Here is a 22,835-nt window from a genome sequence, read left to right as displayed (position 1 = left end):
GATGTGTCGAATATCCAAATTAAGAATTTTTAATCGTATAAATTCGCATCAAGTATTACTCGCATAGATATCATGACTCCTACTTTGCTTGAAACCCTGATGTATGACGTCGGCCAGATGTTTCTGTACCCGACGCTGGCGCTGATCGGCCTGCTGTTCCTCTATGCGTTCTGGGCGCTCGGCGATTTTGCGATGCAGGCGTGGCTGCGTGGCCGCCATCCGATGGAGTCGGGGCGTGGCTACGTGCTGGTGGCCTGGGCGCGCCGGCACAAGGTGAGCCACTCTGACGCGCTCGACGTGGCGGCGCACAAGCTGCTGGAGCGTCCGCGCATCGCCACGCGCGTGGCGCCAATGCTGGGGCTGGTGGCCACGATGATCCCGATGGGGCCCGCACTGAAGAGTCTGTCGGGTGGCAACCTCGCCAATGTGGGCGAGAACCTGACGATTGCGTTTTCAGCGGTGATCCTGGCGCTGATCGCTGCCAGCATCACGTTCTGGGTGGTCAACGTGCGTCGCCGCTGGCTGGCCGAGGAACTGGTCTGGCTCGGCCAGTCGCGCCCGACGTGGGAGGCCGACGAATGAAGTTCCTCGAAGAAAGCGAGGGCGACGATCCGATCCTGTCGGTGGTGAACCTGATCGATGTGTTCTTGGTGGTGATTGCCGCGCTGCTGGTGACCATCGCGCAGAATCCGCTGAATCCGTTCACCCATGAAGATGTGACGATCATCACGAACCCTGGCAAGCCGAACATGGAAATCGTGTCGCGCCAGGGCGAGAAGATCGTCCGCTATCAAGCGAGCGGGCAAGTGGGATCGGGCGACGGCATCAAGGCCGGCGTCGCGTATCGCATGAAGGATGGGTCGATGGTGTATGTGCCGGAGACTCACGCTGTGCAATCGTCGTCATCGCAACAACCGGAAGCCCCCAAACCATGATTCGTCCTTTCATCTGCCTTGCCGCGGCTGTTGTTGTTGGTGCGTGCGCCACCACCGCCCCCACGCCCGACACCATCGGCCAGCGCTTTGCGGGCAAGTCCTATGTGCTGCTGGGCGAAGTGCATGACAGCGCCGCCGCGCAGCAACAGCGCCTGCAGGCCCTGACGCGCGCGGTGGAAGCGGGCTGGCGCCCGGCCATCGCGATGGAGCAGTTCGACCGCGAGCGCCAGGCCGACATCGATCGTGCGCGCCGTGAGCGTCCGCGCGATGTGGACTACGTGATCGCGCAGGCATCGGGCAAGAGTGGTTGGGATTGGGCGCTCTACAAGCCGGTGATCGCGCTGGCACTGCAATACGATTTGCCGCTATTGGCCGCGAATTTGTCGCGCGCCGATGCGGCGAAGATCGTGCGCGGTGGATTCGGTGATGTGTTCGCTACGTCGCAGCAGAAAGCGCTTGGATTGGATCGTGCATTGCCTGCGGACTTGGTTGCGGCGCAGACCGCGACGCTTGATGCGGGGCACTGTGGTCACTTTCCGAAGACGATGCTGCCTGGCATGCTGAACGCGCAGGCCGCGCGCGATGCGGTGATGGCGGAAACGCTGCGCCCTTATGCGAGCCGTGGTGCGGTGTTGATCGCGGGGAATGGTCATGTGCGCCGCGATGTGGGTGTGCCGCGCTGGCTGGGTGACGATGCGCGCGTAATCAGCGTTGGGTATCTGGAGATGGACTCGCCGGATGCGGGGTATGACACGGTGGTGCGCGTGCCGACGAAGGATCGGGAAGATCCATGCAAGGGTGCGGTGATGGCGAAGTAGTTTTCTCGCTCTCGGTTTTCTCCCCTCTCCCGCTTGCGGGAGAGGGGCGGGGGAGAGGGCAATCCGTGCAAATTGCGACGAGGTCGGCAAGCAGAGCTGCCCGCCCTCTCCCCTAACCCCTCTCCCAGAGGGAGAGGGGAACAAAACGCAGGGAGTGATTGCGCCAATCACCCCACCAACAAAAACTCCATCTCCGCGCGCACACCCCTGCCCTGCGCACCTTCGCGCAGCGTCACCTTGCCACCAAACCTCGCCGCCATCTCCCGCGAGATCGCCAGCCCTAGCCCTGACCCCGGCTCCGCGTTCCCCACGCGTCGATAAAAGCGCGCAAACACCTTCTCGCGTTCCGCTTCGGGAATCCCGGGGCCATCGTCTTCCACAATCAGCACTGCATGTCCATCGCGTCGCGCAGCGGATAGCGTGATGCGGCTGCGTGGCCCTGCGTACTGGATCGCGTTGTGCACGAGATTGGCGAATGCTTCGCGCAACAATGCCGCATCGGCGCGTACGGGTAACGTCAGACCGGCGGGACGTTCCCAGCCGAAATCCTGTTGCTTGCCGCGTGCCAGGGGCAGGTAGTCGAGCGCGACCTGTTCGGCCACCGCCACGGCATCGACGACCGCCACTGCAGCGTCGTTATCGGAAGCATCGCGCGATGGCTGACGGGCGCGGGCCAGTGCCAGTAACTGGTTGGTAAGACGTGCCGCCTGCTCGAGTTGCACAACGATGCCACCGACAGCCTCGCTGGCCGCCGCGTGCGAGTTTTCGTCATGGCGACCCTGCAACTGACGCTGCGCGAACTCGGCCTGTGTCTTGAGGATGGCCAGCGGCGTGCGCAACTGGTGTGCCGCATCGGCAATGAACTGCGTCTGCGATTGCGCCATGGCCTCGGAGCGCGAGACATGCAGGTTCACCGCATCCACGAGGGGCCGCACTTCCACGGGCACATGCTCGAATTCGAGTGGTGTCAGGTCTTCAGGCGAACGCGCGCGGACATCGGCGCGCACGCGTTGCAGCGGCTTGAGCACGTAGGTGATGCCGCCGATCAGAATCAAAGCGGACAACAGGATCAACCCCACGTCGCGCAGCAATGCGCTGCGCCAGACGTTGCCGATCAGTGCCGCGCGCGGCTCGGCGGTCTCGGCCACCTGGATGATCACGCGCATGCGTGCGTCAGGGCGATACACGGGGCGCGCCATCGCGGCAATGCGTACGGCATCGCCGCGATAGACGGCATCGTAGAAGCGCGGTTGGTTGTTGACGAGCGTGCCCTTCGGCAGTGGCAGGTCGTCGTAGCCGGTGATGGTCTCGACGCGCCCATCGCGCTCCATCGAGATGCGATAGAACACGTGCGTCTGCGCAGCGGTCTCGAACATCTCCATTGCCGCGTCGGGCAAGGTGAGCTGCACGCTCTCCCCCGCCATGCCGATGGCGTTGTCGATGGTACGCACCGAGCCGTAGAGCGAACGGTCGTAAGCCGTGTTGGCCGCATCGCGCAAGGTGCCGTAGGTGAACCACGTATCCACGGCCATCATCAGCGCCAGTGCAGGCACGAGCAGGATCAGCAGTTGGCGCCGCAAGCTGCCGCGCAGCGGAAGCCACGTACGCTGGCGCGAACGCTCAGGCATCGGTGCCCGGCGTGGCAGGCGGCGCAGTTTCGGGTTCGAGCAGATACCCGAAGCCACGCAGCGTGACGATGGTCACGCCGTGGCCGCTCAACTTCTTGCGCAGACGATAGACGAGGACTTCGATGGCATCGGGACTGACATCGGCATCGAGCGAGAACACCTTGTCGAGCAACTGGGCCTTGGTCAGCGGTTGCCCACTGCGGGCCAGCAATGCACCGAGCAATGTCGATTCACGCGGCGTCAGCGAGAGCGGCGCACCGCCTAGTGTGAAGCTGCGGGTCTCGCCATCGAACACCAGCGTGCCGCATTGCAGGCGCGGATGGGCGCGGCCCCGGCTGCGGCGGATCAGGGCGAGGATGCGCGCTTCGAGTTCTGCAATCGCGAACGGTTTGGGCAGGTAGTCATCCGCGCCGAGGTTCAGGCCACGCACGCGCTCGTCGAGCGTGTCCTGTGCAGTGAGGATCAGCACGGGCGTGCGGTCGTCACGGCCACGCATCGCCTTGAGCACGGCCAGCCCGTCCTTGCCGGGCAGGCGCAGATCGAGCACCACGGCGTCGTATTCCTCGGCCATCAGGCGGGCGTCGGCTTGCAGGCCGTCCGTGACGTGCTCGATGACGAAGCCGCCCTGCTCCAGCGCGCGCCCCACCCAGCGGGCCAGTTCCACCTCGTCTTCCACCAGCAGAATGCGCATGCCGGATCTCCTCCACACCTGTCGTTCTGTTTGTTCTGTTCCGTTCGCGCGGGCCGCGCCGGGCGGCCCTGCGGGCGCCTATAATAACTCCGCCCTCGCCCCCCTGTTTGACTCCCGGTTTTCCCAAGCACACCGTGCCCCATTCTTCCGGCTTTCCCTCCGATCCGCCCAGCGTCGCACGACGTCGATTGCTGCTCGCCGGCAGCGCCATGGCGACGGGCTGGCCCGCACTCGCACAGCCCGCTCCCCGCGTGCCCGCCGGCTATCCCGCACAGTATGCGGAGATCATCGCTGCCGCGCAGAAAGAGGGAACGGTGACCGTGTATGCCTCCACGGACATGGACGTGGCAAAGCCATTGATCGCAGGATTCGAGGCGCGCTTTCCGGGTGTGCGGGTGCGTTACGAAGATCTGAACACGGTGGAACTGCATGAGCGGTTCCTGTCCGAAAACGGAACCGGAACCCGCGCCGATGTGCTGTGGAGCACGGCGATGGACCTGCAGATCAAGCTGGTGAACGATGGACACGCCCAACGCTACGAATCTCCCGAGCGCGCCGGACTGCCCGGCTGGGCCGTGTGGCGCGATGAAGCATGGGGCACCACGTTCGAACCGGCAGTGATTGTCTACAACCGTCGCCACTTCGCCAATGCGCAGGTGCCGGCCAGCCGCAGCGGTCTGGCGCGACTGCTGCAGGAGCACGCGCCGCAGTGGCGCGGCAAGGTAGTGACCTACGATGTGGAGCGATCGGGCGTGGGGTATCTGCTCGCCCAGCAGGACGCGCGCATGGGCAGCGAGTTCTGGTATCTGGCGCAGGCGCTGGGCCGCGCAAAGGTGGTGCTGTCGGCGTCCACGGCAGAGATGATCGAAGGTATTGCCAGCGGCCGGCTGGTGCTCGGCTACAACCTGCTGGGATCGTACGCGCTGTCACTGATCGAGCGCGGCGCGGACATTGGCGTGATCGCGCCGCGAGACTACACGTTGGTGATGTCGCGCGTGGCATTCATTGCGCGAAAGGCCCCGCATGCCAACGCGGCGCGGCTGTGGCTGGACTATCTGTTGTCGCGCGATGGACAGGCGCTGCTCGGCAAATCCACATCGCAGCTCTATACGATCCGCACCGATACGGACAGCACGCAAACCGCCAATGCGCTGGCCGAGCGGCTGGGCTATGCGCTCAAGCCCATCAGCGTGGGGCCCGGCCTGCTGGCCGCGCAGGACACGCTGCGCAAGAATGCATTCCTCGCGCGGTGGCGCGAGGCGCTGAGAAGCTAGCGCGTTGGCAAACTAGGCGGGGGTGATCGAAGGGGCAGTGGCCTGGGGCTGACGCTCGCAGAGCGCGGCCATTTCCGCGTCGAGGGGCGCCATCGGACGCGGCACGTAGCCCACGCGCAGCGCGGGCGAAAGGCGCAGGGTATCCACGAACGTATCGGCCAGACGCTCGGCCTCATGGTTCATGTCGAAATCGGTCGGAGAGAAGAGCCAGTGCGCCAGCACCCCGCCGATGGCGGCATGAAAGGCGTTGACGGCCAGGTCGAGTTCGAGATCGGCGGGCAACTGGCCGCGTTCCATGGCCAGGCGCAGATGCTCCCGCATCTTGACCGTGCCGTCCTGATGGGACTGGCGCTGGCGCTCGAAGATCGCGCCGTTGTCCTCCACCATCTCGCACTTGTGGAAGATGATCTCGAAGACGCGGCGCCACTGCGGATTGGTCACGGTCTGGCGGAACACGAAGGCGCAGATATCGCGGATGCCGCCGAGCGGGTCGGCCTGCAGCGCCAGCCGCTCGGGCGCGCATAGCGCCTCCACCGGCAGGTTGACGCGGTCGCACATCGCCGCGAAGACATCGCTCTTGTTCTTGAAGTGCCAGTAGATCGCGCCACGCGTGACACCGGCTGCCTCCGCAATATCTGCCAGCGATGGGCGTGCCACGCCACGGGCGTGGAACACGGCTTCCGCCGCATCCAGAATCCGGTTGCGTGTCTCCAGCGCTTCTTCCTTGGTACGTCTGACCATTTCCTCTCTCACCCGCGTCCAAGTTGGCCGCCCGGGTCTCCTGACGCTTCACCCCTTCGGATGAAGCCCCTTCCAGATTGCACGATGTCGCACGACAGCACTGGCGGCCCGAATCGTACAGCGAACGGAACAATCGTGCTTGTACAGACCGAACATTCCATTGCAAGCAATCATCACAGAGTGTTGCAAACGCCGCACACGGCAACTTTCACTTACATACATGCGCGGATGTATCTATACTACGCGTTTGTTCGGGGATCAGCCAAGGCGTTTTTTTGTGACGCAATCGGCGTTTTACGAATCGCCCGGTTATTTAACTGGCTCCCCTCCACTTGCTTGCCCGCCGCGCCCCGTCCCCGGGGTGCGTAGCACCGAGGCTGTGTTCTGGCCGTTCCGGTGCGTGCGGCGAATCTACAAAATTGCCATCACGGGGTTATCGATGAGGAAGTCCCAACGTATCCGTTGCGTCGCCGCTGCCGCTGCAGCCACTGTGGCCGCGCTGCTCGTGTCCGCCTGTGGCGACAAGGCGCCCCAGGGCGGCGCAATGCCGCCGCCGGAAGTGGGTGTGGTCACCGTCACGCCGTCCACGGTTGCCGTTGTCAATGAACTGCCGGGCCGTCTGGAAGGCGTGCGCACCGCCGAAGTCCGCGCCCGCGTGGAAGGCATCGTGCTGTCGCGCAACTACACCGAAGGTGGCGAGGTCAAGGCCGGCCAGGTGCTGTTCCGCATCGATCCGGCCCCGTACCAGGCGCAGCTGGCTTCCGCCAAGGCCCAGCTGGAGCGCGCCGACGCGAATGCCGTGTCCGCGCGGCAGAAGGCCGAGCGCTACAAGCCGCTGGTGGCCGTGAACGCGGTCAGCAAGCAGGAATATGACGATGCCGTGGCCGCTGCTGGCCAGGCCAACGCCGATATCGCCGCCGCCAAGGCTGCCGTGACCACGGCGCAGATCAACCTGGGCTACACCACCGTGACAGCGCCGATTTCCGGCCGCGTGGGCCGTGCGCTGGTAACCGAGGGCGCACTGGTCGGCAAGGGCGAAGCTACCAAGCTGACCACCGTCGAACAGGTCGATCCGATCTGGGTGACCTTCACCCAGCCTGCCTCGGAAGTGGCGCGCCTGCGCGCCGCGATTGCCTCGGGTCAGGTCAAGGGCGTGAACGGTGGTGCCCGCGTGCACCTGTTCCCGGAAGCCAGCGACAAGGAATACAGCGCCACCGGCAAGCTGTTGTTCACCGACATGACCGTGGACCCGACCACGGGCGCCATCACGCTACGTGCCGAATTCCCGAATCCCAAGCGCGAGCTGCTCTCGGGCACGTTTGTGCGCGTGAAGATCGAGCAGGGTATCGACGAAGGCGCACTGACCGTGCCGCAGCGCGCGTTGATCCGCACCGCGCAGGGCGCGAGCGTGATGGTGGTAGGCGCCGACGGCAAGGTTGCCGCCGTGCCGGTCAAGGCACCGCAGGCCATCGATGACCGCTGGGTGGTGACCGAGGGCCTGAAGGGTGGCGAGAAGGTGATCGTGGAAGGGTTGCAGAAGGTGCAGCCGGGCGCGCCCGCCAAGGCCGTGCCGTTCCAGGACCCCAAGACGGCGCAAGCCGCCCCGGCATCGGCGCCGGCTGCAGCGGAAGGCAAGGCGGAAGCCAAGCCCGACGCCAAGCCTGCCGCCAAGCAGAGCTGACCCCCGTCTCAGACCAAGCGTAGACAAGCCTTTTTAGGGAGCCAGATTCATGGCGAAGTTTTTCATCGACCGGCCGGTGTTCGCGTGGGTGCTCGCGCTGATCATCGCGCTGGGCGGCATATTGGCGATCCTGCAGCTGCCGATCGCCCAGTATCCGAATATCGCGCCGCCGATCATCACGGTCAGCACCACGTACCCGGGTGCCTCGGCCAAGACCATCGAGGATTCGGTGGTCACGCCGATCGAGCAGGAGCTCAACGGCGCCCCCAACCTGCTCTACTACGAGTCGCAAAGCGAATCGTCGGGGCTGGCCACCATCAACATCGCGTTCGCGCCGGGTTCCAACTCGGACCTGAACTCGGTGGAAGTGCAGAACCGCCTGAAGCGCGTGGAAGCGCGCCTGCCGGCGGAGGTGCGCCAGCAGGGCGTGCGGGTCGACAAGGCCGGCAACAACTACATGATGTTCATCACGGTCTCGTCCAAGTCCGGCAATTCGGATGCGATCGAGCTCGGCAACTTCGTCTCGGCACAGGTGGTGGATTCAATCCGCCGCGTGCCGGGCGTGGGTGCGGCCGACCTGTTCGGCACCGAGTACGCGATGCGGATCTGGCTGGATCCGGCCAAGCTGACCGGGTACAACCTGACGCCGACCGATGTCACGGCAGCCGTGGCCGAGCAGAACATCCAGGTGGCAGTGGGCGAACTGGGCGGCACGCCGTCGCCCAAGGGCACGGAACTCAATGCGACGGTCAACACCGAAAGCCGTCTGACCACGCCGGAGCAGTTCTCCAACATCCTGCTGCGCGTGAATCCGGATGGCTCGTCGGTGCGCATCAAGGACGTGGGCCGCGTGGAACTGGGCGGTGCCGACTACTCGACGCTCGCCCGCATCAACGGCAAGCCTGCGTCGGCCATCGCCATCAAGCTGGCCCCGACGGGCAACGCGCTGCAAACGGCTACCGCCGTGCGCGCGAAGATGGAAGAACTGCAACGCTTCTTCCCGCCCGACTACGAATTCAGCATCCCCTACGACACCTCCGCGTTCGTGAAGATCTCGATCGAGGAAGTGGTCAAGACGCTGCTGGAAGCCGTGGTGCTGGTGTTCCTGGTGATGTACCTGTTCCTGCAGAACTTCCGCGCCACGCTGATCCCGACGCTGGTGGTGCCGGTGGCGCTGCTGGGCACGTTCGGTGCGATGCTGGCGTTCGGGTTCTCGATCAACGTGCTGACCATGTTCGGCATGGTGCTGGCGATCGGTATCCTGGTGGACGATGCGATCGTGGTGGTGGAGAACGTGGAGCGGATCATGAGCGAGGAAGGTCTCTCGCCACGTGAAGCCACGCGCAAGGCCATGGGCCAGATCACGGGCGCCATCGTCGGCATCACGCTGGTGCTGACCGCCGTGTTCATCCCGATGGCGTTCTTCTCCGGCTCGGTGGGCAACATCTATCGCCAGTTCTCGCTGTCGCTGATTTCGTCGATGGTGTTCTCGGCCATCCTGGCACTGACGCTGACGCCGGCCCTGTGCGCCACCATGCTCAAGCCGGTGGAAGCAGGCCATCATCACGAGAAGAAGGGCTTCTTCGGCTGGTTCAACCGTACGTTCGCCACGGCCTCCACGGGCTACCAGGGCATCGTGGCGCGCATCCTGCGCCGCAGCGGCCGCTACCTGATCATCTACGCGGTGATCATCGCGGGCGTGGTGCTGCTGTTCCAGCGCCTGCCGTCGTCGTTCCTGCCCGATGAAGACCAGGGCTACATGATCACGGTGGTGCAGCTGCCGACCGGTGCCACGCAGGAGCGCACCATCGGCGTGCTCAAGCAGATCGAGGACTACTACCTGCAGAAGGAATCGAAGGTGGTGGACCAGATGATCACGGTTGCCGGCTTCTCGTTCTTTGGCCGTGGCCAGAACGGTGGTATCGCGTTCGTGCGCCTGAAGGACTGGAAGGAACGTCCTGGCGACGAGAACACCGCGCAGGCGCTGGTGGGTCGTGCGTTCGGCGCACTGTCCTTCATCAAGGACGCGATCATCTTCCCGCTGAATCCGCCGGCTATTTCGGAACTGGGCAATTCGTCCGGCTTCGACTTCCGTCTGCAGGATCGTACGGGTCAGGGTCACGCCAAGCTGATGGAAGCGCGCAACATGATGCTCGGCATGGCGGCGCAATCGCCGCAGTTGCAGGGCGTGCGTCCGGAAGGCCAGGAAGACGCGCCGCAGTTGCGTATCGATATCGATCGCGAGAAGGCGCGTGCGCTGGGTGTGCCGGTGGCGGAAATCAACCAGACGCTGTCGATTGCGTTCGGCTCCTCGTATGTGAACGACTTCATCTACGAAGGCCGTGTGCGTCGCGTGATCGTGCAGGCCGAGGGCGCCGACCGACGCCTGCCGGACGACCTCACCAAGCTGCGCGTGCGCAATGCGAATGGCGACATGGTGGCGTTTGCCGCGTTCGCCTCGTCGAAGTGGGTCATGGGTTCGCCGCGCCTGGAGCGCTACAACGGCATGCCTGCAGTGAAGCTTGCGGGTCAGGCCGCACCGGGGCAATCCACCGGCGCTGCCATGCGCGTGATGGAAGAGAACTTTGCGAAGCTGCCGCCGGGCTTCGGCTACGAGTGGTCGGGCCAGTCGTACGAAGAACGCCTGGCCGGTTCGCAGGAGCCGATTCTCTACACGCTGTCGCTGGTGATCGTGTTCCTGTGTCTGGCTGCGCTGTACGAGAGCTGGTCGATCCCGGTGGCAGTGCTGCTGGTGGTGCCGCTTGGCGTGATCGGCGCACTGCTCGGCGTGACGCTGCGTGGCATGCCCAACGACGTGTACTTCAAGGTGGGCCTGATCGCGACGATTGGTCTGTCGGCGAAGAACGCCATTCTGATTGTGGAGTTCGCGAAGGATCTGCAGGCGCAGGGCCGCAGCCTGATCGACGCCACGCTGGAAGCGGTGCACCTGCGGTTCCGCCCGATCCTGATGACGTCGATGGCGTTTATTCTGGGCGTGCTGCCGCTGGCGATTTCCACGGGTGCCGGTTCGGGTAGCCAGCGCGCTATCGGCACGGGTGTGATGGGTGGCATGATCACGGCCACCGTGCTGGCAATCTTCCTGGTGCCGGTGTTCTTCGTGGTGGTGCGCGGACTCTTCAAGGGCAGCAAGGCTCAGGAAGAACGCGAGCAGGCACGTCTGGAAGGCAAGGAAATCTGACGATGACGCTGACAATGACGAAGCATTTGACCGCATTGCTGCTGGTGGCCGGCGTATTGAGCGGTTGCACGCTCGCGCCGCGCTACGAGCAGCCGGCCCCGCCGGTGGCGGGTGCCTATCCGGCCGCGCCCGAAGGCTACGCCGCTGCCGAAGTGAAGACCGGCGAAACGCGCCGGGCCAATGACATCGGCTGGCGCGAGTTCTTTACCGATCCGCGCCTGCAGGTGCTGATCGCCACGTCGCTGGAGAACAACCGCGACCTGCGTACGGCTGCCCTGCGAATCGAGGAAGCGCGTGCGCAGTACCAGATCCAGCGCGCGGACTTGCTGCCGACGGTGAACGGCAACGCCAGCTATCAGCGCGGCAAGTTCTCGGGCCTGACCTCGGGTGTGGGCCAGTCGTTCACGGGCAGCACCTACCAGGTGGGTCTGTCGGTGACGCAGTGGGAGCTGGACTTCTTCGGCCGCGTGCGCAGCTTGTCGAACGCGGCACTGGCGCAGTACTTCGCCACCGAGGAAGCGCATCGCGCGGCCCATATCTCGCTGGTATCGGAAGTGGCCAAGGCGTATCTGGCCGAACGCGCTGCCGCCGAACAGTATGAGCTGGCACGCAATACGTATGAAGCCCGCAAGAGCACGTTCGAACTCGCGCAGAAGCGTTTCGATGCGGGCGCCACGTCGGCGCTCGACCTGCGCGACAACGAATCGCTCGTCGCACAGGCGCGCGTATCGGCTGCACAACTGGCTCGCCAGCGTGCGCAGGCACAGAACGCGCTGGAAGTGCTGGTGGGCATGCCCATCGCGCAGATTCCGAACCTGCCCGCGCCGATGCAATTGTCGGATGAACGCATCATCAGCGACATTCCGGAAGGGCTGCCGTCTGACCTGCTCACGCAGCGTCCCGACATCCGCCAGGCCGAGCAGACGCTGCTGTCGGCCAACGCGAACATCGGTGCCGCACGCGCAGCGTTCTTCCCGCGCATTACGATGACGGCAAGTGCCGGCACCATCAGCCCGTCTTTCTCGGGGCTGTTCGATTCGGGCACGGGCATCTGGTCGTTCTCGCCGTCGCTGGTGCTGCCGATCTTCGACACGGGCCGTAACCTGGCGAACCTGGATCTTGCCAACGTGCGCAAGAATATCCAGATCGCCAACTACGAGAAGACGATCCAGACCGCGTTTGCCGAAGTGGCCGACGCACTGCAGGCACGCGGCACGCTTGAAGAGCAGGTGGCAGGGCAGGAGCAGCAGCGCAACGCGGAAGCCGCGCGCTACGAGCTGTCGCGCCTGCGCTTCCGCAGCGGCGTGGCGAGCTACCTGGACGAACTCGATGCACAGCGCCAACTGTTTTCTGCAGAGCAGGCATTGGTGCAGGCGCGGCAACTGCGGCTGACCAATGCGATTGATCTGTATCGCGCCCTGGGTGGTGGGTTGAATGAGACGGCGCCGGTGGCGCAGGTGAAACCTCAGACGACTACGCAGTGATGGTCTAGCGGGAAAAGAGAAAGGGCGAAGCTGGTGAGGCTTCGCCCTTTTTGTTTGGCGTGGTGGAGAGTGATGCGTTGACCCTCACCCCAGCCCCTCTCCCGCAAAGCGGGAGAGGGGAGCAAACAGTTAGAACTTATACGTCGCCGCCAGAAAGAACACGATCGGATTCGGCCGCAACGTCGTCTTCGACGTAGACAGCACCGTGCCGTCCGATGCCTTGATCGTCATCGTCGATTCGCTCTTGAGCGGGATATACGTCACCGCGCCCGTCACGCCCCAGTGCTCGTTGAAGTTGTACGTGCCGCCGATGTTGAAGATCGGTGCCCATGACGACGAGGCATCGGCATGCACCGAGGTCGGTCCCGGAATCCCCGCACCAGCGGCCAGCACAGCACCGAGGTTGTTGTTGACCGAGTCTGCGAACGCCGGATTCACCTTGATGTCCGTGAAGAAGTTGTAGGACACGCCAATGCCCACGAACGGGCGGAACGTGACACCGGGCGAGCGGAAGTGATACTGCACCATCGCAGCCGGACTCCATTGCCGCGCCCGCGAGATGATCGGGTTCAGCGATGGGTCACCAAGGCTCTGTTTGCCCAGCGCACCGGCAGGCCCTGGCGGAATCAGTTCACCATGGCCGTAGATCTTGAACGTGGGCGGAATGCCACCCACACCCGTGATGGCGATATGGTCGGTGACAAAGTGGCTGAACGTGAGTCCCAGCGTGTCCGAGTTCGACGTGGACAGGCCGCTGCCCGGCGCCGAGAAGCTCGACGGCAGACCCAGTGGATAGTTGATCGGCACATCCACCACGTTGGTGGTCAGCGGCCCGCTGGTGCCGAAGGTCTGGATGTGGAACCAGCCTGCCGAGACGACGTTGTCGCCCTTCTTCTGCGCATGCGCGGGGGCTGCGGCGAACAGGCCGAACATCGCCACGACGGCCAACAGGCGAGATAGCGTTGCGTAACGTTGATGCTTCATCGATGGTCTCCCCGATTATTGTTATTCGACGAAGGCGCCAACCGTGAAGTACGGCGCGCCATTGTTGGTTTCGATGAAGCCGAACACGCCGCCCGTGAACATCAGCTTGCCGGTGATGCCGGGCGTGCCCTCCTTGCGCGTGGTGGTGATCACACCGGCCGTGGTCTGCGAGTAGTCGAGCTTCAGCGCGATGGCACGCGTGGCATCGGATGCGTGGAACGGATCGAGCTGCGCGGCTTCTGCGCCGATCAGTGCCGTGACCTTGTAGTCGAAGTTGCTGTCCACGCCGATGTACTCGCCATTGACACTGCCCTGCGACCAAGACACCGCTGGCGCCATCATGCCGATGCCGATTTCGTCATCCGCACCCAGCGGGAGATCTTTCGCACTGGCATAGCCCACGCGGATCATGATCGGCACCAGTTGTCCGCGCAGCTTGCCGACGATCAGGTACGCGCGGCCCATCACGGCCCCCAGGCTCGGAGGCTGCTCGCCTTCATAGTTCGTGGAAAGCAATGCACCGGTAGCCTGCGGCACGAACTTGTTGCCCTTCTGTTTGCACGTTCCGCCCGCCTTGTTGTCGCAGACGGTGAACGAGCCATCGGCTGCGAGCGACATGCGATAGTCCTGCGCCACCGTGGCGAAGCCCTTCGACGGAATCTCGTGAAAGCCCGAGCCGTTGTAGACGCCGGCGATCTTGCCGAGGTCGGTCTCGGTCTGCGCGAAGCCGATGAACTGGAAGTACGGGAACGTGGTGTCGGGCACCGCACCCGCGCCAAGGAAACCATTGAACTGGATGCGCGCGCCCGGAATGGTGCCACCCATCACCCCTTCACCGAGGAACAGCTTGGCCGGACGCGCCGGATCGAGGCTCGCACCCTTCAACTCGAACGCGCACTGGTTCAGCTTCTCTGTAGGCAGCGCGGTTTCCTGCGCGAGCGTACCCGTCATCACGTTCTGACCGTCGGTGGGGTCCGAGCGAGTCGGTGACACCGTGCCCGTGGTGCGCGGCACCGACGAGTCGAGGAAGGTCACGGCCCACGTCTTCTTCGTGGTGTCGATCTGCACCTTCACCAGTTCGCCGGAACCCGTGCCGCCGATGTACGGCGTGGAGTAGTCCACCGTGGCCGGACACAGGCGCGGCACGCCCACTGCCGCAGGCGATGGCGAACCGCCCCCGCCGCCTCCCCCGTCGCCGCCACCGCACGCGGACAGCAGCGCAATCGTGGCGAGGGCCGGTACGAGGCGCACGCGCGAGCGCCGTGCGGAAGCGTTGGGATAGTCGCGGAGCGCGAGCCATTGCGGCAGTTGCATCATGATGATGTCTCCTTTGGGGCTTTCTTATTTGGACTGTCTTGTGGGGTGTGAGGCAGGGTTCGTAGCGCTTATCGGCTTGCCACGGCACTGACGCGGAATGTCGGGTTCGCATCCGGGCCGAACAGATGCGCGTAGACCGGACCGGTGGTGATCAGTGCACCGCTGGTGCCGCTGTTATCGACGGTGGTGACTACGCCAGGCTTGGTTTGCGTGAAGTCCATCTGGAAGGCACCGGTCGGCGTGAGCGAAAGATCCTGCGGATCGAGCAATGCGGCGACGTTGTCTTGCAGTGCCGAGGCCGAATATTTGAAGTCGCTGCCCGAGCCGATGTAGCCGCCCTTCAACACGGCGGCGGTCGTCGGTGATACAGATGCCAGCAAGCCGATGCCCGATTCATCGTCGACGCGCAGCTTGAAGTCGAGCGGATTCAGATCAATCTCCGCAAAGCCCACGCGCACCAGCACCGGTACAAGTTTTCCTTCGAGCTTGCCGACGATCATCACGCCGCGTGCACGGCTGTAGTTGTCCTGCAGCAGCGCGGCCTTGTAGAGATACGGATACGGCTGCATCTCGTTATCGTTGGCGCTTTCGAACGCACCGTCCGCAGTGCGCAGCGTCCATGGCTGCCCCGTGGACTTGCATGTGCCAGATGCCACCGTGCAGGTGCCGTCGGCGTTCAGCGTCTCGACCGCATTGATCGTGGCCGGCGCATAGTTGGTGCCGTTGAGCAGTTCGCCGCTCGACGGTACGAGGTGATAGGCGAGCATGTTGTACTGGCCAGCCACCTTCGCGAAGTCGGTCTCGGTTTCCGCGAAGGCAATCACCGGGTACATCGGGAAGGTGCGCTCAGGAATGACCCCGAGGCCGCCCAGGCCGGGATTGTTGTAGGCAATCGTCGCGCCGGGAATGCCGCCGCCCGCTACGCCATGACCGATGAAGAGGATCGGCGGATTGGCCGGATCGATGATGGCCTGCGAAATGCCGTCGGATGCCGTGGCCGTCTTCAGTTCGTAGGCACAGTTGTTCTGCGCTGCAGTCGGCAGCGGTCTGGTCGGATGCGTCATCGTGCCGGTCAGCGTCACACCGGCGCGCGTCGGCGAGACGGTGCCGGTTTCTTTCGGCACGGCTGATTCGAGAATCTGGATGCGATACGTGCCCTGCCGGCTATCGAGCTGGATCTTCAAGAATTCGCCCGCGCCGGAGCCGCCCGTGTAGGTGGTGTTGTAGTCGAGCACGCTCGGACAGATATCGGCCACCGGTGCATTGGTGGTGGGGCCCGATGGGGTGCACGTTCCTTGGGTGGCGCACTGCTGCGCCGAGGCTTGTGGCGTGCTGCCGCCGGGTTCGCCATCACCGCCGCCGCAAGCGGCCAGTGCGATCGTCAGGCTTACCCCAGCAACGGCGAAAATGGTGCGTCGAAAGTTCGACTGATCCATGGTTGTCTCCTGTTTTTATCGTCGGCGCGACGGATTTTTTTTGATGTCGCACAGTGGTCGGAATCTCGCGTTTCAAGCGATGACGCGCAATAGAGCGCACGTTCCAAACACGGTGGCCGCGCCGCAGTGCCTTGTCGGCCAAAGCGATCCGCAGATCGTTCAAACCGCTCGCACACGGTGTTGCGAGCGAATTCAAACGGGGGGAGCGCCAGGCCGCAGTGGGTATTCCATATGGATCAGCGGAATCAGAACTTGTACTCGCTGTTGGCGGGATCGAATGCCGAGGCATCGAACGTTTTCTTCACGGCCTTTTCAAAGACGATCTTCTCCACCATGTTGCCGTCCGCATCCCACGCGGTTTCCTGACGCGGCCATGGATGCTTGAGATCGAACATCAACTGCACCTTCTTCGCGTAGTACTTGGGCGGCCCCTCGGGCAGTTCCCACGTCAGCGCCACCATGCGCACGCCCTGCTCCTGCACGATATCGACGCGGCTGTATTTCTCGGAGAGACCTGCGGCGCGCAGCGTCCTGGCATCGCGCTCCAGCATCGACAGCACGAACTGGAAACCGAGATCGCGCACGGTGTGATTCGATTGGGATTTCGCGAGCGATCCATCGATCGATGTCCAGATCGACGTGAAGCCCAGCACGCCGCCCAGGTGGCCGTACATTTCCTCTTTACGCTTGGTTTCGTCGTAGATGATTTCCTGTCCCGACTGCGCGCCGTTAGGCAACCACTTCGCATAAAGCTGACGCGGCATATGGCGATAACGGATGAGCATGCGCGCGGGCTTGTCCTGCCATTGGCCGTTCAGACGCTCCTGTCGCGTCATCGCGTATTCGTATTCGGGATAGCGATTGATTTCCTGTCGCGCCCACGTCAGCAATGCCTCGGGTTGCAGCGCATCGAACACGGCCAGCACCTGCGCATCGGGTTGCGCGGCCAGCTCACCACTGGCGATCTGCTTGGCGAACAGCGTGGTCTGCTGCGACGTGGGCAGACCGTCGTAAGGCGTGGCGGCGCGGCTCTGCGGTGCCGGTGCGCCTTGCGCATGCACATCGAACAGGCTCAGCGTTGGCGCGGTCATCATGCCGAGGGCGCCGCCAATCGCGGCAATCGTGATCATTTGCTTCATCGCGTGTCTCCAGTACTCCGGTGTATTTCGACTTTTTTCATACGACAGGCAAGACGGGTCCCTCCCGCGCATGTCGGCAGACAGCGGGCTCATGGGCGCGACAGGGACGTAACGGGTCACGCCGCGCTTGGGGCGTGGCGATATCGCACGTGTGGCGTTGGGGAGCGGCGGCCCCGGTCAGGGCCGCCGTGATACTCGCCTGGTGACTCGGCTAAAGGCTCGGCTACGTTCGGGGACGGGTACGCATCCAGTCATCAAGCGGATTGCTGGGGAAGGCACAGTGCTCGCGGCGTACCGCCATGCTGGCGGTGGCCGAGCGCGTCGTGCCCTCGTTGCGTACCGTGCGCGCACTGCGGCGTGCGCGATTCACTGCGGCTGCCGTGGCGGCAGCGGCTTGCTGGGTTTCGCTTTCCACCGTGGCTGCCAGCGCAGCCATGTGAGCCTGTTCATCGGCATGCTGCGACTCGCCGATTTCAAAGACATCGTGCAATGCGCCAAGCTCCTGGGTCTCTGGCGACGGTGCCTTGAGGGCAGCCACCACCATCGACGTCAACTGGGCGAGCACCTCGGTGTCGCTCATGCGCTTGCCTTGGGTGAAGGCCGGCATCAGGTTGCCCAGTTCATCGCCCGCCAGCACACCCGCCAGTGCCTTCAGCGCGAAATGCAGCCGCCAGCCCAGGTCTTGCCGTGGCACATCGGGCAGCGCGCGTGCAAACGCTTCGAAGAAGCGTCCGAACACGGGTGCATAGTGTCCCATCAGCCAGGACTGGATGAAGGGCGAGGTATCGGAATACACGCGCCCCAGCAGCCTGAGGAACGATGGTCCGCCGATCTCGGGCTCGCGCGCCATCTGGAGCGCGGGCACGAACAGCGCACCCATCACGTGTTCGCAGCGGATCTCGTTACCCGGCCAGCGCGCCTCGCAGGCATCCAGCAAGGCCAGCCGCCGGGTATTGAGCGGATCCAGCCGGCGTCCGAGCACCGACTGCATCATGATTTCCTTGCTGCGAAAGTGATAATTGACTGCGGCCAGATTGACGATTGCCCGCGACGTCACCTGTCTGAGAGAAGTGGCTTCGTAACCTACCTCGATGAACAGTTTCTCGGTCGCATCCAGGATGCGGGCCTTTGTATCTCCTGCCGTGGTTTTCCCGGTCTTCATGGGGCGTCTCTCGCTCAAATACCGCTGTGGACCCCTGCAAAAAAGTCAATCAATCCACTCGCTGCCCAAGCTCCATGCTCTGTCGGCATACGGATGCTTGAAACGGTTGTAAGCAGCCTACTCTACCGATTGCACCGTTTCACAAGTCCATTTTTCGAGGTCTGCCTCTAAAATGCAAGCCCCGATTCTGCATGACAAAAATTCTTATCACGCCGTGATGGTCTTTTTCAGTGTGGATGCATTCTGCGCCGTCAGTGCGAACACTGACAATTGGGGGTTCGCACCTATGCTGGTGGGAAATACCGAGCCATCTAATACGGATAGGTTATTTAAATGGTGATGGCGGCCCGCGCTATTTACCACGCCACGGGCAGGGTCATCGCTCATGGCGCAGCCACCCATCAAATGCGCCGTGAATAACAGCGCGCGAAATTTTTTCAATGGCAATTGGCCGATGGATTCGCGTGCCTCGGCCCAGCTCGAATAATGGGCGGAATCCAGATGGGCCGGGCGGACACGGCGTGCGCCAGCCGCGAACTGGGCTTCGGCCATGCTCAGGTACGCGCGGCGCACCCCATCCCAGAGGTAATCGCTCACGTCGTAATCCAGCACCGGACTGCCGTCATCGGTAATCCTGACACGACCGCCCGGACTCTCGGGCACGAAGCCATCGCGCAACAGCGCCAGCATGGCGTTGGTATGCGGCAACGCCGCCATCTCTTGGCGCAGGTCGTTGCCGATCGCGTTGAACACGCCCGCGCTGATGCCGGGGAACATGGGCGGGACTTCGAGCTTGTAGCCCATCGGCCCTGTTGCGCCGTCGCGCCACTGGAAATGATCCGATGCCACCGACTGCGGCGCGCCATAATAAGGATCAATTTTCTCCGGCATTTCTGCGATGCTCAAATTCACCGGATGAATAAACGTGCGTAGGCCGACTTGCTTGTGCGGATCGGGCACGCGTGAGCGCAGCAATAGGGCCGGCGAGTTGATCGCCCCGCCCGCTACCACTACATGCCGGGCGCGCACGGTGACCGCGATGCCGCTGGGTGTGTAGCCATCGGCGCCGATCGCGTCGGCGGTCAGGCCGCGTACAGACTTTCCGTCATGGTCGAGGGTGCGCACGCGCAGCCGGTGCACCAGCGTGGCGCCATGGGCCAGCGCGGCGGGGATCGTCGAGACGAGCATCGACTGCTTGGCGTTGACCGGACAGCCCAGGCCGCAATAGCCCGAGTTCCAGCAGCCCTTCACGTTGCGGGGAATCGCATGCCACTCCCAGTCCAACGCCTGGCAGCCGCGCTGAAGCACCGCGTTGTTGGGGTTCGGGTCCATCGCCCACGGCGCCATGTTCAAGCGTGCCTCGATCTGCGCGAACCATGGCGCCATGTCCTCCACGCTATGCCCCGTCACCGCGTGTTCGGATGCCCAGTGCGCCAGCGTCTGCGGCGGCGTACGAAAGCTCGATGACCAGTTCACGGTGGTACTGCCGCCCACCGACCGGCCTTGCAGGATCGAGATCGCACCGTCCGAGGTGGCGCGGGCTGCAGCCTCCTGGTAGAGCTCGCGATAGGCGCGCGCTTCGTCCATGTCCTTGAAGCTGTCGGACGTGTGCAGGCCCCCTTCTTCGATCATCAGCACAGTGAGGCCGGCCTGGCTCAGGATCTCCGCCGCGATGCCGCCACCAGCGCCCGTGCCGATGATGACCACGTCGGCCTCCAATGTGCGCGGGGCGGTGAACGTGGCGGCGTCGAGCACCTTCCAGCCGGACGCGATGCCGGCGCTGTAGATATCGGGAATCGGCATGTCGGCCCTTGCTGTTAGCTGTGAATGGCGCGATAGATCGCGGCGTTGGGACCGGGGTAGCCGCTGGCGCTCCAGGTATCGGGCACCACGTAGTAGCCCACGCCGATCAGCTTCACCAGCACCACGCCGCCCGCATTGAGCGTGGCGAACCGGCTGCTACGCCAGCGGCCGAGGAAGCCGCGTACCTGTTCCGGCGTGGCCTCGCTCCACGGACTGCGCACGCCGGCCACGGCCCAGCGCAGCGGAGTGCTGGCCAGCAGGTCGAGCAGCTTGCGCAATTCGTCGCGGCCGTTCTGACCCATGGCGGCGATGGTCACGTCGATGTTCTTCACGGCCGCCGTGCTCCTTGTCTCGCGCTGCGCGGTGGGCATCGTTTCGAGTTCGCTGATCACGGCGGGCAGCACCGCGCGGAACAGCGCCACGTCATCGGGTCGCAGGAAGGCCATGCCGGCCTGCGGTGGCGCGGCGGGCGAGCAGCCCGTCAGCGCGGGCAGCAGCGCCGAGCAGGCAATGGCCGCGCAGAACCCGCCGCCGACCTTCAGGAAATGCCGGCGCGAAGGTGCCGAGGGATGGTCCGCTGGAAGGTCCGGGGGAAGGTCCGGTAGGGGCATCGTGTCTCCATTTTTTCTTATGTGGCTCAGGTATCCCGAGGCGTTGTGATTCTGCCGAACCCGGCGAAATTTATTTGCGGCGACTGTCAGGTTTCAAACGCACGACCGACATCCGCCGCCAACGCCAATTCCGCATGGCCGGGCTGCGTTTGATGTGCGCGCTCCGCCACTGGAAACGCGCCGCAAATAGAGCAATTCTTCCAACGAGCAGTTTGACGGGGCGCGAAACCGGTTCCTATGATGACATCGACCAATGTCACAATCAACGATGGCGTTGATCGCGTCCGACAGTCACGGACGGCATCAGCCCACCCCATGGAAAGGCGCCATATGAATGCTCCAGCGGATCTCCCCGATTACCTGTCGGCAGACAGCCCGGAGGTTGCGTGCGATATCGCGATCATCGGTAGTGGCTTTGCCGGACTCGGCATGGGTATCCGCCTGAAGCAGTCGGGCGTGGAGGATTTCCTGATCTTCGAGCGCGCTGGTTCCATTGGCGGCACCTGGCGCGACAACCACTACCCGGGCTGCGCCTGCGATGTGCAATCGCACCTCTACTCGTTCTCGTTCGCGCCCAATCCGGACTGGTCGCGCATGTTCTCGCCGCAGCCGGAAATCCGCCGCTACCTTGAACACTGCACCGACAGCTTCGGATTGCGTGAACACCTGCGCTTGAACCACGAATTGCGCAGCGCGCAGTGGGACGATGCCGCAGCGGTCTGGCGGCTGCAGATGGCCGATGGGCGCTGCGTGCGCGCCCGCGTGCTGATCTCGGGCATGGGCGGGCTGAGCCGCCCATCGATCCCGAACATCCCTGGCCTCGATACCTTCGCCGGCACGATGTTCCATTCGCAACAGTGGCGCCATGACTATCCGCTAACAGGAAAGCGCGTGGCGGTGATCGGCACCGGCGCCAGTGCCATCCAGTTCGTGCCGCAGATCGCACCGGCTGTGGCGCAGCTCGATCTCTACCAGCGCACGCCACCGTGGATCATGCCCAAGCCAGATCGCCGCGTGTCGGCGTTCGAACGCGCGATGTTCCGCCGCCTGCCGTTCACGCAGCGGCTCGCACGCACGGGGCTGTACTGGATGCTGGAGTCGCGCGTGCTGGGCTTCGTGATTCATCCGAAACTGATGAAGGCCGTGGAGCGCATCGCGCGCCGCCATCTGCGTCGCCAGGTGCCGAACCCCGTGCTGCGCCAGACGCTGACGCCGGACTACACCATTGGCTGCAAGCGCGTGCTGATCTCCAACGACTACTACCCGGCGCTGTCGCGCAGCAATGTCGATGTGGTCACCACAGGTATCGACCATGTGGAAGCCGACGCGGTAGTGCTGCGCGACGGCACACGCCGCCCTGTGGACGCGATCATCCTTGGCACGGGTTTTCACGCGACCGATCCGTTGCCGCGCGGCGTGATCGTGGGCCGTGAAGGACGCGATCTGCTCGATGCCTGGCGCGATGGCGCCGAGGCGTACCTGGGCACCACGGTATCGGGCTTCCCGAACCTGTTTTTGATCGTCGGCCCTAACACCGGACTCGGCCATAGCTCGATGGTTTTCATGATCGAGTCGCAAGTGAACTACGTGCTCGATGCCCTCGCACAAATGCGCCGCGAGCGCGTGCAAGCGGTGGATGTGCGCCCGCCCGTCCAGCAACAGTTCAACCACGGCATCCAGCAGAAGCTGGGCCACGCGATCTGGTCTGAAGGTGGTTGCGCAAGCTGGTACATCGACCCGAACAACGGCAAGAACACCACGCTCTGGCCCGGCTTCACATGGCAGTTCCGGCAGGCCACACGCACGTTCCGCATGGCCGAGTACGAACGATGGCCCGTGCGAGATCACGATGCAGACACGGCGCATCAAGGCGCCCACCACAACGTGCCCACCGCTACGGTGCGCGCCTGAGCCGTCCCTAAAAAAACAGAA

18 protein-coding genes are annotated in these 22,835 nt (G+C 63.9%); 8 read left to right on the top strand and 10 right to left on the bottom strand.

The genetic code is table 11. The features are described from left to right. Positions 1-72: 72 nt before the first annotated feature. The 3 genes from ABDB81_RS10865 to ABDB81_RS10855 are packed head-to-tail and all read left to right on the top strand — an operon-like array spanning position 73 to position 1,753. The gene (locus tag ABDB81_RS10865) at positions 73-582 is read left to right on the top strand and encodes a MotA/TolQ/ExbB proton channel family protein (RefSeq protein WP_249359465.1); all 510 of its coding nucleotides are present in this window, start codon (positions 73-75) and stop codon (positions 580-582) included. Further along, positions 579-935: a DUF2149 domain-containing protein gene (locus ABDB81_RS10860; protein WP_137925995.1), complete on the top strand. Its 357-nt coding sequence runs from the start codon at positions 579-581 to the stop codon at positions 933-935. The genes ABDB81_RS10865 and ABDB81_RS10860 overlap by 4 nt, the downstream gene beginning before the upstream one ends. Then, positions 932-1,753, top strand: coding sequence for a ChaN family lipoprotein (locus ABDB81_RS10855; protein ID WP_346811062.1), 822 nt, complete (start codon positions 932-934; stop codon positions 1,751-1,753). Before ABDB81_RS10860 ends, ABDB81_RS10855 begins: the two co-directional genes overlap by 4 nt. 167 nt (positions 1,754-1,920) lie before the next feature. On the opposite strand, the gene ABDB81_RS10850 is transcribed toward ABDB81_RS10855, so the two are convergent. Further along, positions 1,921-3,381, bottom strand: a complete 1,461-nt coding sequence (locus tag ABDB81_RS10850; protein WP_346811061.1) for a sensor histidine kinase N-terminal domain-containing protein — start codon at positions 3,379-3,381, stop codon at positions 1,921-1,923. Then, positions 3,374-4,072, bottom strand: coding sequence for a response regulator (locus ABDB81_RS10845; RefSeq protein WP_137927940.1), 699 nt, complete (start codon positions 4,070-4,072; stop codon positions 3,374-3,376). Before ABDB81_RS10845 ends, ABDB81_RS10850 begins: the two co-directional genes overlap by 8 nt. A gap of 209 nt (positions 4,073-4,281) precedes the next feature. Between ABDB81_RS10845 and ABDB81_RS10840 the strand changes: the two genes are divergently transcribed. Then, positions 4,282-5,346 carry an ABC transporter substrate-binding protein gene (locus ABDB81_RS10840; RefSeq protein ID WP_283205157.1) on the top strand — a complete coding sequence of 355 codons (1,065 nt, stop codon included), beginning with the start codon at positions 4,282-4,284 and terminating at the stop codon, positions 5,344-5,346. A 12-nt stretch (positions 5,347-5,358) separates the two neighbouring features. Here the strand turns inward: ABDB81_RS10840 and ABDB81_RS10835 are convergent, their stop codons facing one another. Continuing rightward, positions 5,359-6,087, bottom strand: a complete 729-nt coding sequence (locus ABDB81_RS10835) for a TetR family transcriptional regulator (protein ID WP_137927941.1) — start codon at positions 6,085-6,087, stop codon at positions 5,359-5,361. 439 nt (positions 6,088-6,526) lie between these two features. Here ABDB81_RS10835 and ABDB81_RS10830 point away from each other — a divergent pair, with 439 nt between their 5' ends. From ABDB81_RS10830 to ABDB81_RS10820, 3 genes are read left to right on the top strand one after another with little or no spacing between them, the layout of a single operon-like run. Next, the gene (locus ABDB81_RS10830; protein WP_137927942.1) at positions 6,527-7,768 is read left to right on the top strand and encodes an efflux RND transporter periplasmic adaptor subunit; all 1,242 of its coding nucleotides are present in this window, start codon (positions 6,527-6,529) and stop codon (positions 7,766-7,768) included. Between the two features lie 49 nt (positions 7,769-7,817). After that, positions 7,818-10,967, top strand: coding sequence for an efflux RND transporter permease subunit (locus tag ABDB81_RS10825; RefSeq protein ID WP_346811058.1), 3,150 nt, complete (start codon positions 7,818-7,820; stop codon positions 10,965-10,967). Positions 10,968-10,981: 14 nt separating this feature from the next. Next, entirely contained in the window at positions 10,982-12,451 is a 1,470-nt protein-coding gene (locus tag ABDB81_RS10820) for an efflux transporter outer membrane subunit (protein ID WP_346811149.1), read from the top strand. A gap of 129 nt (positions 12,452-12,580) precedes the next feature. Here ABDB81_RS10820 and ABDB81_RS10815 read toward each other — a convergent pair whose 3' ends face one another. The 7 genes from ABDB81_RS10815 to ABDB81_RS10785 all read right to left on the bottom strand — a co-directional run bounded on the left by ABDB81_RS10815 (position 12,581) and on the right by ABDB81_RS10785 (position 20,903). Then, a complete protein-coding gene (locus tag ABDB81_RS10815) occupies positions 12,581-13,435 on the bottom strand; it encodes an OmpW family outer membrane protein (RefSeq protein WP_346811056.1) in 855 nt (284 codons plus the stop codon). A 21-nt stretch (positions 13,436-13,456) separates the two neighbouring features. Beyond that, positions 13,457-14,752, bottom strand: coding sequence for a DUF2957 domain-containing protein (locus ABDB81_RS10810; protein ID WP_346811055.1), 1,296 nt, complete (start codon positions 14,750-14,752; stop codon positions 13,457-13,459). 68 nt (positions 14,753-14,820) lie between these two features. Further along, complete coding sequence (locus ABDB81_RS10805; protein ID WP_346811053.1) at positions 14,821-16,188, bottom strand: DUF2957 domain-containing protein; 1,368 nt, start codon at positions 16,186-16,188, stop codon at positions 14,821-14,823. 245 nt (positions 16,189-16,433) lie between these two features. Next, positions 16,434-17,327, bottom strand: coding sequence for a DUF1571 domain-containing protein (locus ABDB81_RS10800; RefSeq protein WP_137927946.1), 894 nt, complete (start codon positions 17,325-17,327; stop codon positions 16,434-16,436). Between the two features lie 223 nt (positions 17,328-17,550). After that, positions 17,551-18,489 (bottom strand): TetR/AcrR family transcriptional regulator, encoded by a 939-nt coding sequence (locus ABDB81_RS10795; protein WP_137927947.1) that lies wholly within the window; start codon positions 18,487-18,489, stop codon positions 17,551-17,553. Positions 18,490-18,696: 207 nt separating this feature from the next. After that, positions 18,697-20,292, bottom strand: a complete 1,596-nt coding sequence (locus ABDB81_RS10790; RefSeq protein ID WP_346811052.1) for a GMC family oxidoreductase — start codon at positions 20,290-20,292, stop codon at positions 18,697-18,699. A gap of 14 nt (positions 20,293-20,306) precedes the next feature. Next, positions 20,307-20,903 (bottom strand): hypothetical protein, encoded by a 597-nt coding sequence (locus tag ABDB81_RS10785; RefSeq protein WP_160471084.1) that lies wholly within the window; start codon positions 20,901-20,903, stop codon positions 20,307-20,309. Between the two features lie 330 nt (positions 20,904-21,233). Here ABDB81_RS10785 and ABDB81_RS10780 point away from each other — a divergent pair, with 330 nt between their 5' ends. Further along, entirely contained in the window at positions 21,234-22,814 is a 1,581-nt protein-coding gene (locus tag ABDB81_RS10780; protein ID WP_346811050.1) for an NAD(P)/FAD-dependent oxidoreductase, read from the top strand. Positions 22,815-22,835: the final 21 nt, after the last annotated feature.

Origin of the sequence: Cupriavidus sp. DL-D2 (assembly GCF_039710735.1) — a bacterium.
In the GTDB taxonomy this organism is placed as follows: domain Bacteria; phylum Pseudomonadota; class Gammaproteobacteria; order Burkholderiales; family Burkholderiaceae; genus Cupriavidus.
This window is presented reverse-complemented; position numbering and strand designations above follow the sequence as displayed.

Bases quoted from the DNA above. Each gene is read 5' to 3' on its own strand.
- ABDB81_RS10805 (WP_346811053.1), bottom strand. From the start codon at position 16,188: ATGGATCAGTCGAACTTTCGACGCACCATTTTCGCCGTTGCTGGGGTA.
- ABDB81_RS10785 (WP_160471084.1), bottom strand. From the start codon at position 20,903: ATGCCCCTACCGGACCTTCCCCCGGACCTTCCAGCGGACCATCCCTCG.
- ABDB81_RS10825 (WP_346811058.1), top strand. From the start codon at position 7,818: ATGGCGAAGTTTTTCATCGACCGGCCGGTGTTCGCGTGGGTGCTCGCG.
- ABDB81_RS10865 (WP_249359465.1), top strand. From the start codon at position 73: ATGACTCCTACTTTGCTTGAAACCCTGATGTATGACGTCGGCCAGATG.
- ABDB81_RS10780 (WP_346811050.1), top strand. From the start codon at position 21,234: ATGAATGCTCCAGCGGATCTCCCCGATTACCTGTCGGCAGACAGCCCG.
- ABDB81_RS10835 (WP_137927941.1), bottom strand. From the start codon at position 6,087: ATGGTCAGACGTACCAAGGAAGAAGCGCTGGAGACACGCAACCGGATT.
- ABDB81_RS10850 (WP_346811061.1), bottom strand. From the start codon at position 3,381: ATGCCTGAGCGTTCGCGCCAGCGTACGTGGCTTCCGCTGCGCGGCAGC.
- ABDB81_RS10795 (WP_137927947.1), bottom strand. From the start codon at position 18,489: ATGAAGACCGGGAAAACCACGGCAGGAGATACAAAGGCCCGCATCCTG.
- ABDB81_RS10810 (WP_346811055.1), bottom strand. From the start codon at position 14,752: ATGATGCAACTGCCGCAATGGCTCGCGCTCCGCGACTATCCCAACGCT.
- ABDB81_RS10855 (WP_346811062.1), top strand. From the start codon at position 932: ATGATTCGTCCTTTCATCTGCCTTGCCGCGGCTGTTGTTGTTGGTGCG.
- ABDB81_RS10840 (WP_283205157.1), top strand. From the start codon at position 4,282: ATGGCGACGGGCTGGCCCGCACTCGCACAGCCCGCTCCCCGCGTGCCC.
- ABDB81_RS10790 (WP_346811052.1), bottom strand. From the start codon at position 20,292: ATGCCGATTCCCGATATCTACAGCGCCGGCATCGCGTCCGGCTGGAAG.
- ABDB81_RS10845 (WP_137927940.1), bottom strand. From the start codon at position 4,072: ATGCGCATTCTGCTGGTGGAAGACGAGGTGGAACTGGCCCGCTGGGTG.
- ABDB81_RS10815 (WP_346811056.1), bottom strand. From the start codon at position 13,435: ATGAAGCATCAACGTTACGCAACGCTATCTCGCCTGTTGGCCGTCGTG.
- ABDB81_RS10860 (WP_137925995.1), top strand. From the start codon at position 579: ATGAAGTTCCTCGAAGAAAGCGAGGGCGACGATCCGATCCTGTCGGTG.
- ABDB81_RS10820 (WP_346811149.1), top strand. From the start codon at position 10,982: ATGACGAAGCATTTGACCGCATTGCTGCTGGTGGCCGGCGTATTGAGC.
- ABDB81_RS10800 (WP_137927946.1), bottom strand. From the start codon at position 17,327: ATGAAGCAAATGATCACGATTGCCGCGATTGGCGGCGCCCTCGGCATG.
- ABDB81_RS10830 (WP_137927942.1), top strand. From the start codon at position 6,527: ATGAGGAAGTCCCAACGTATCCGTTGCGTCGCCGCTGCCGCTGCAGCC.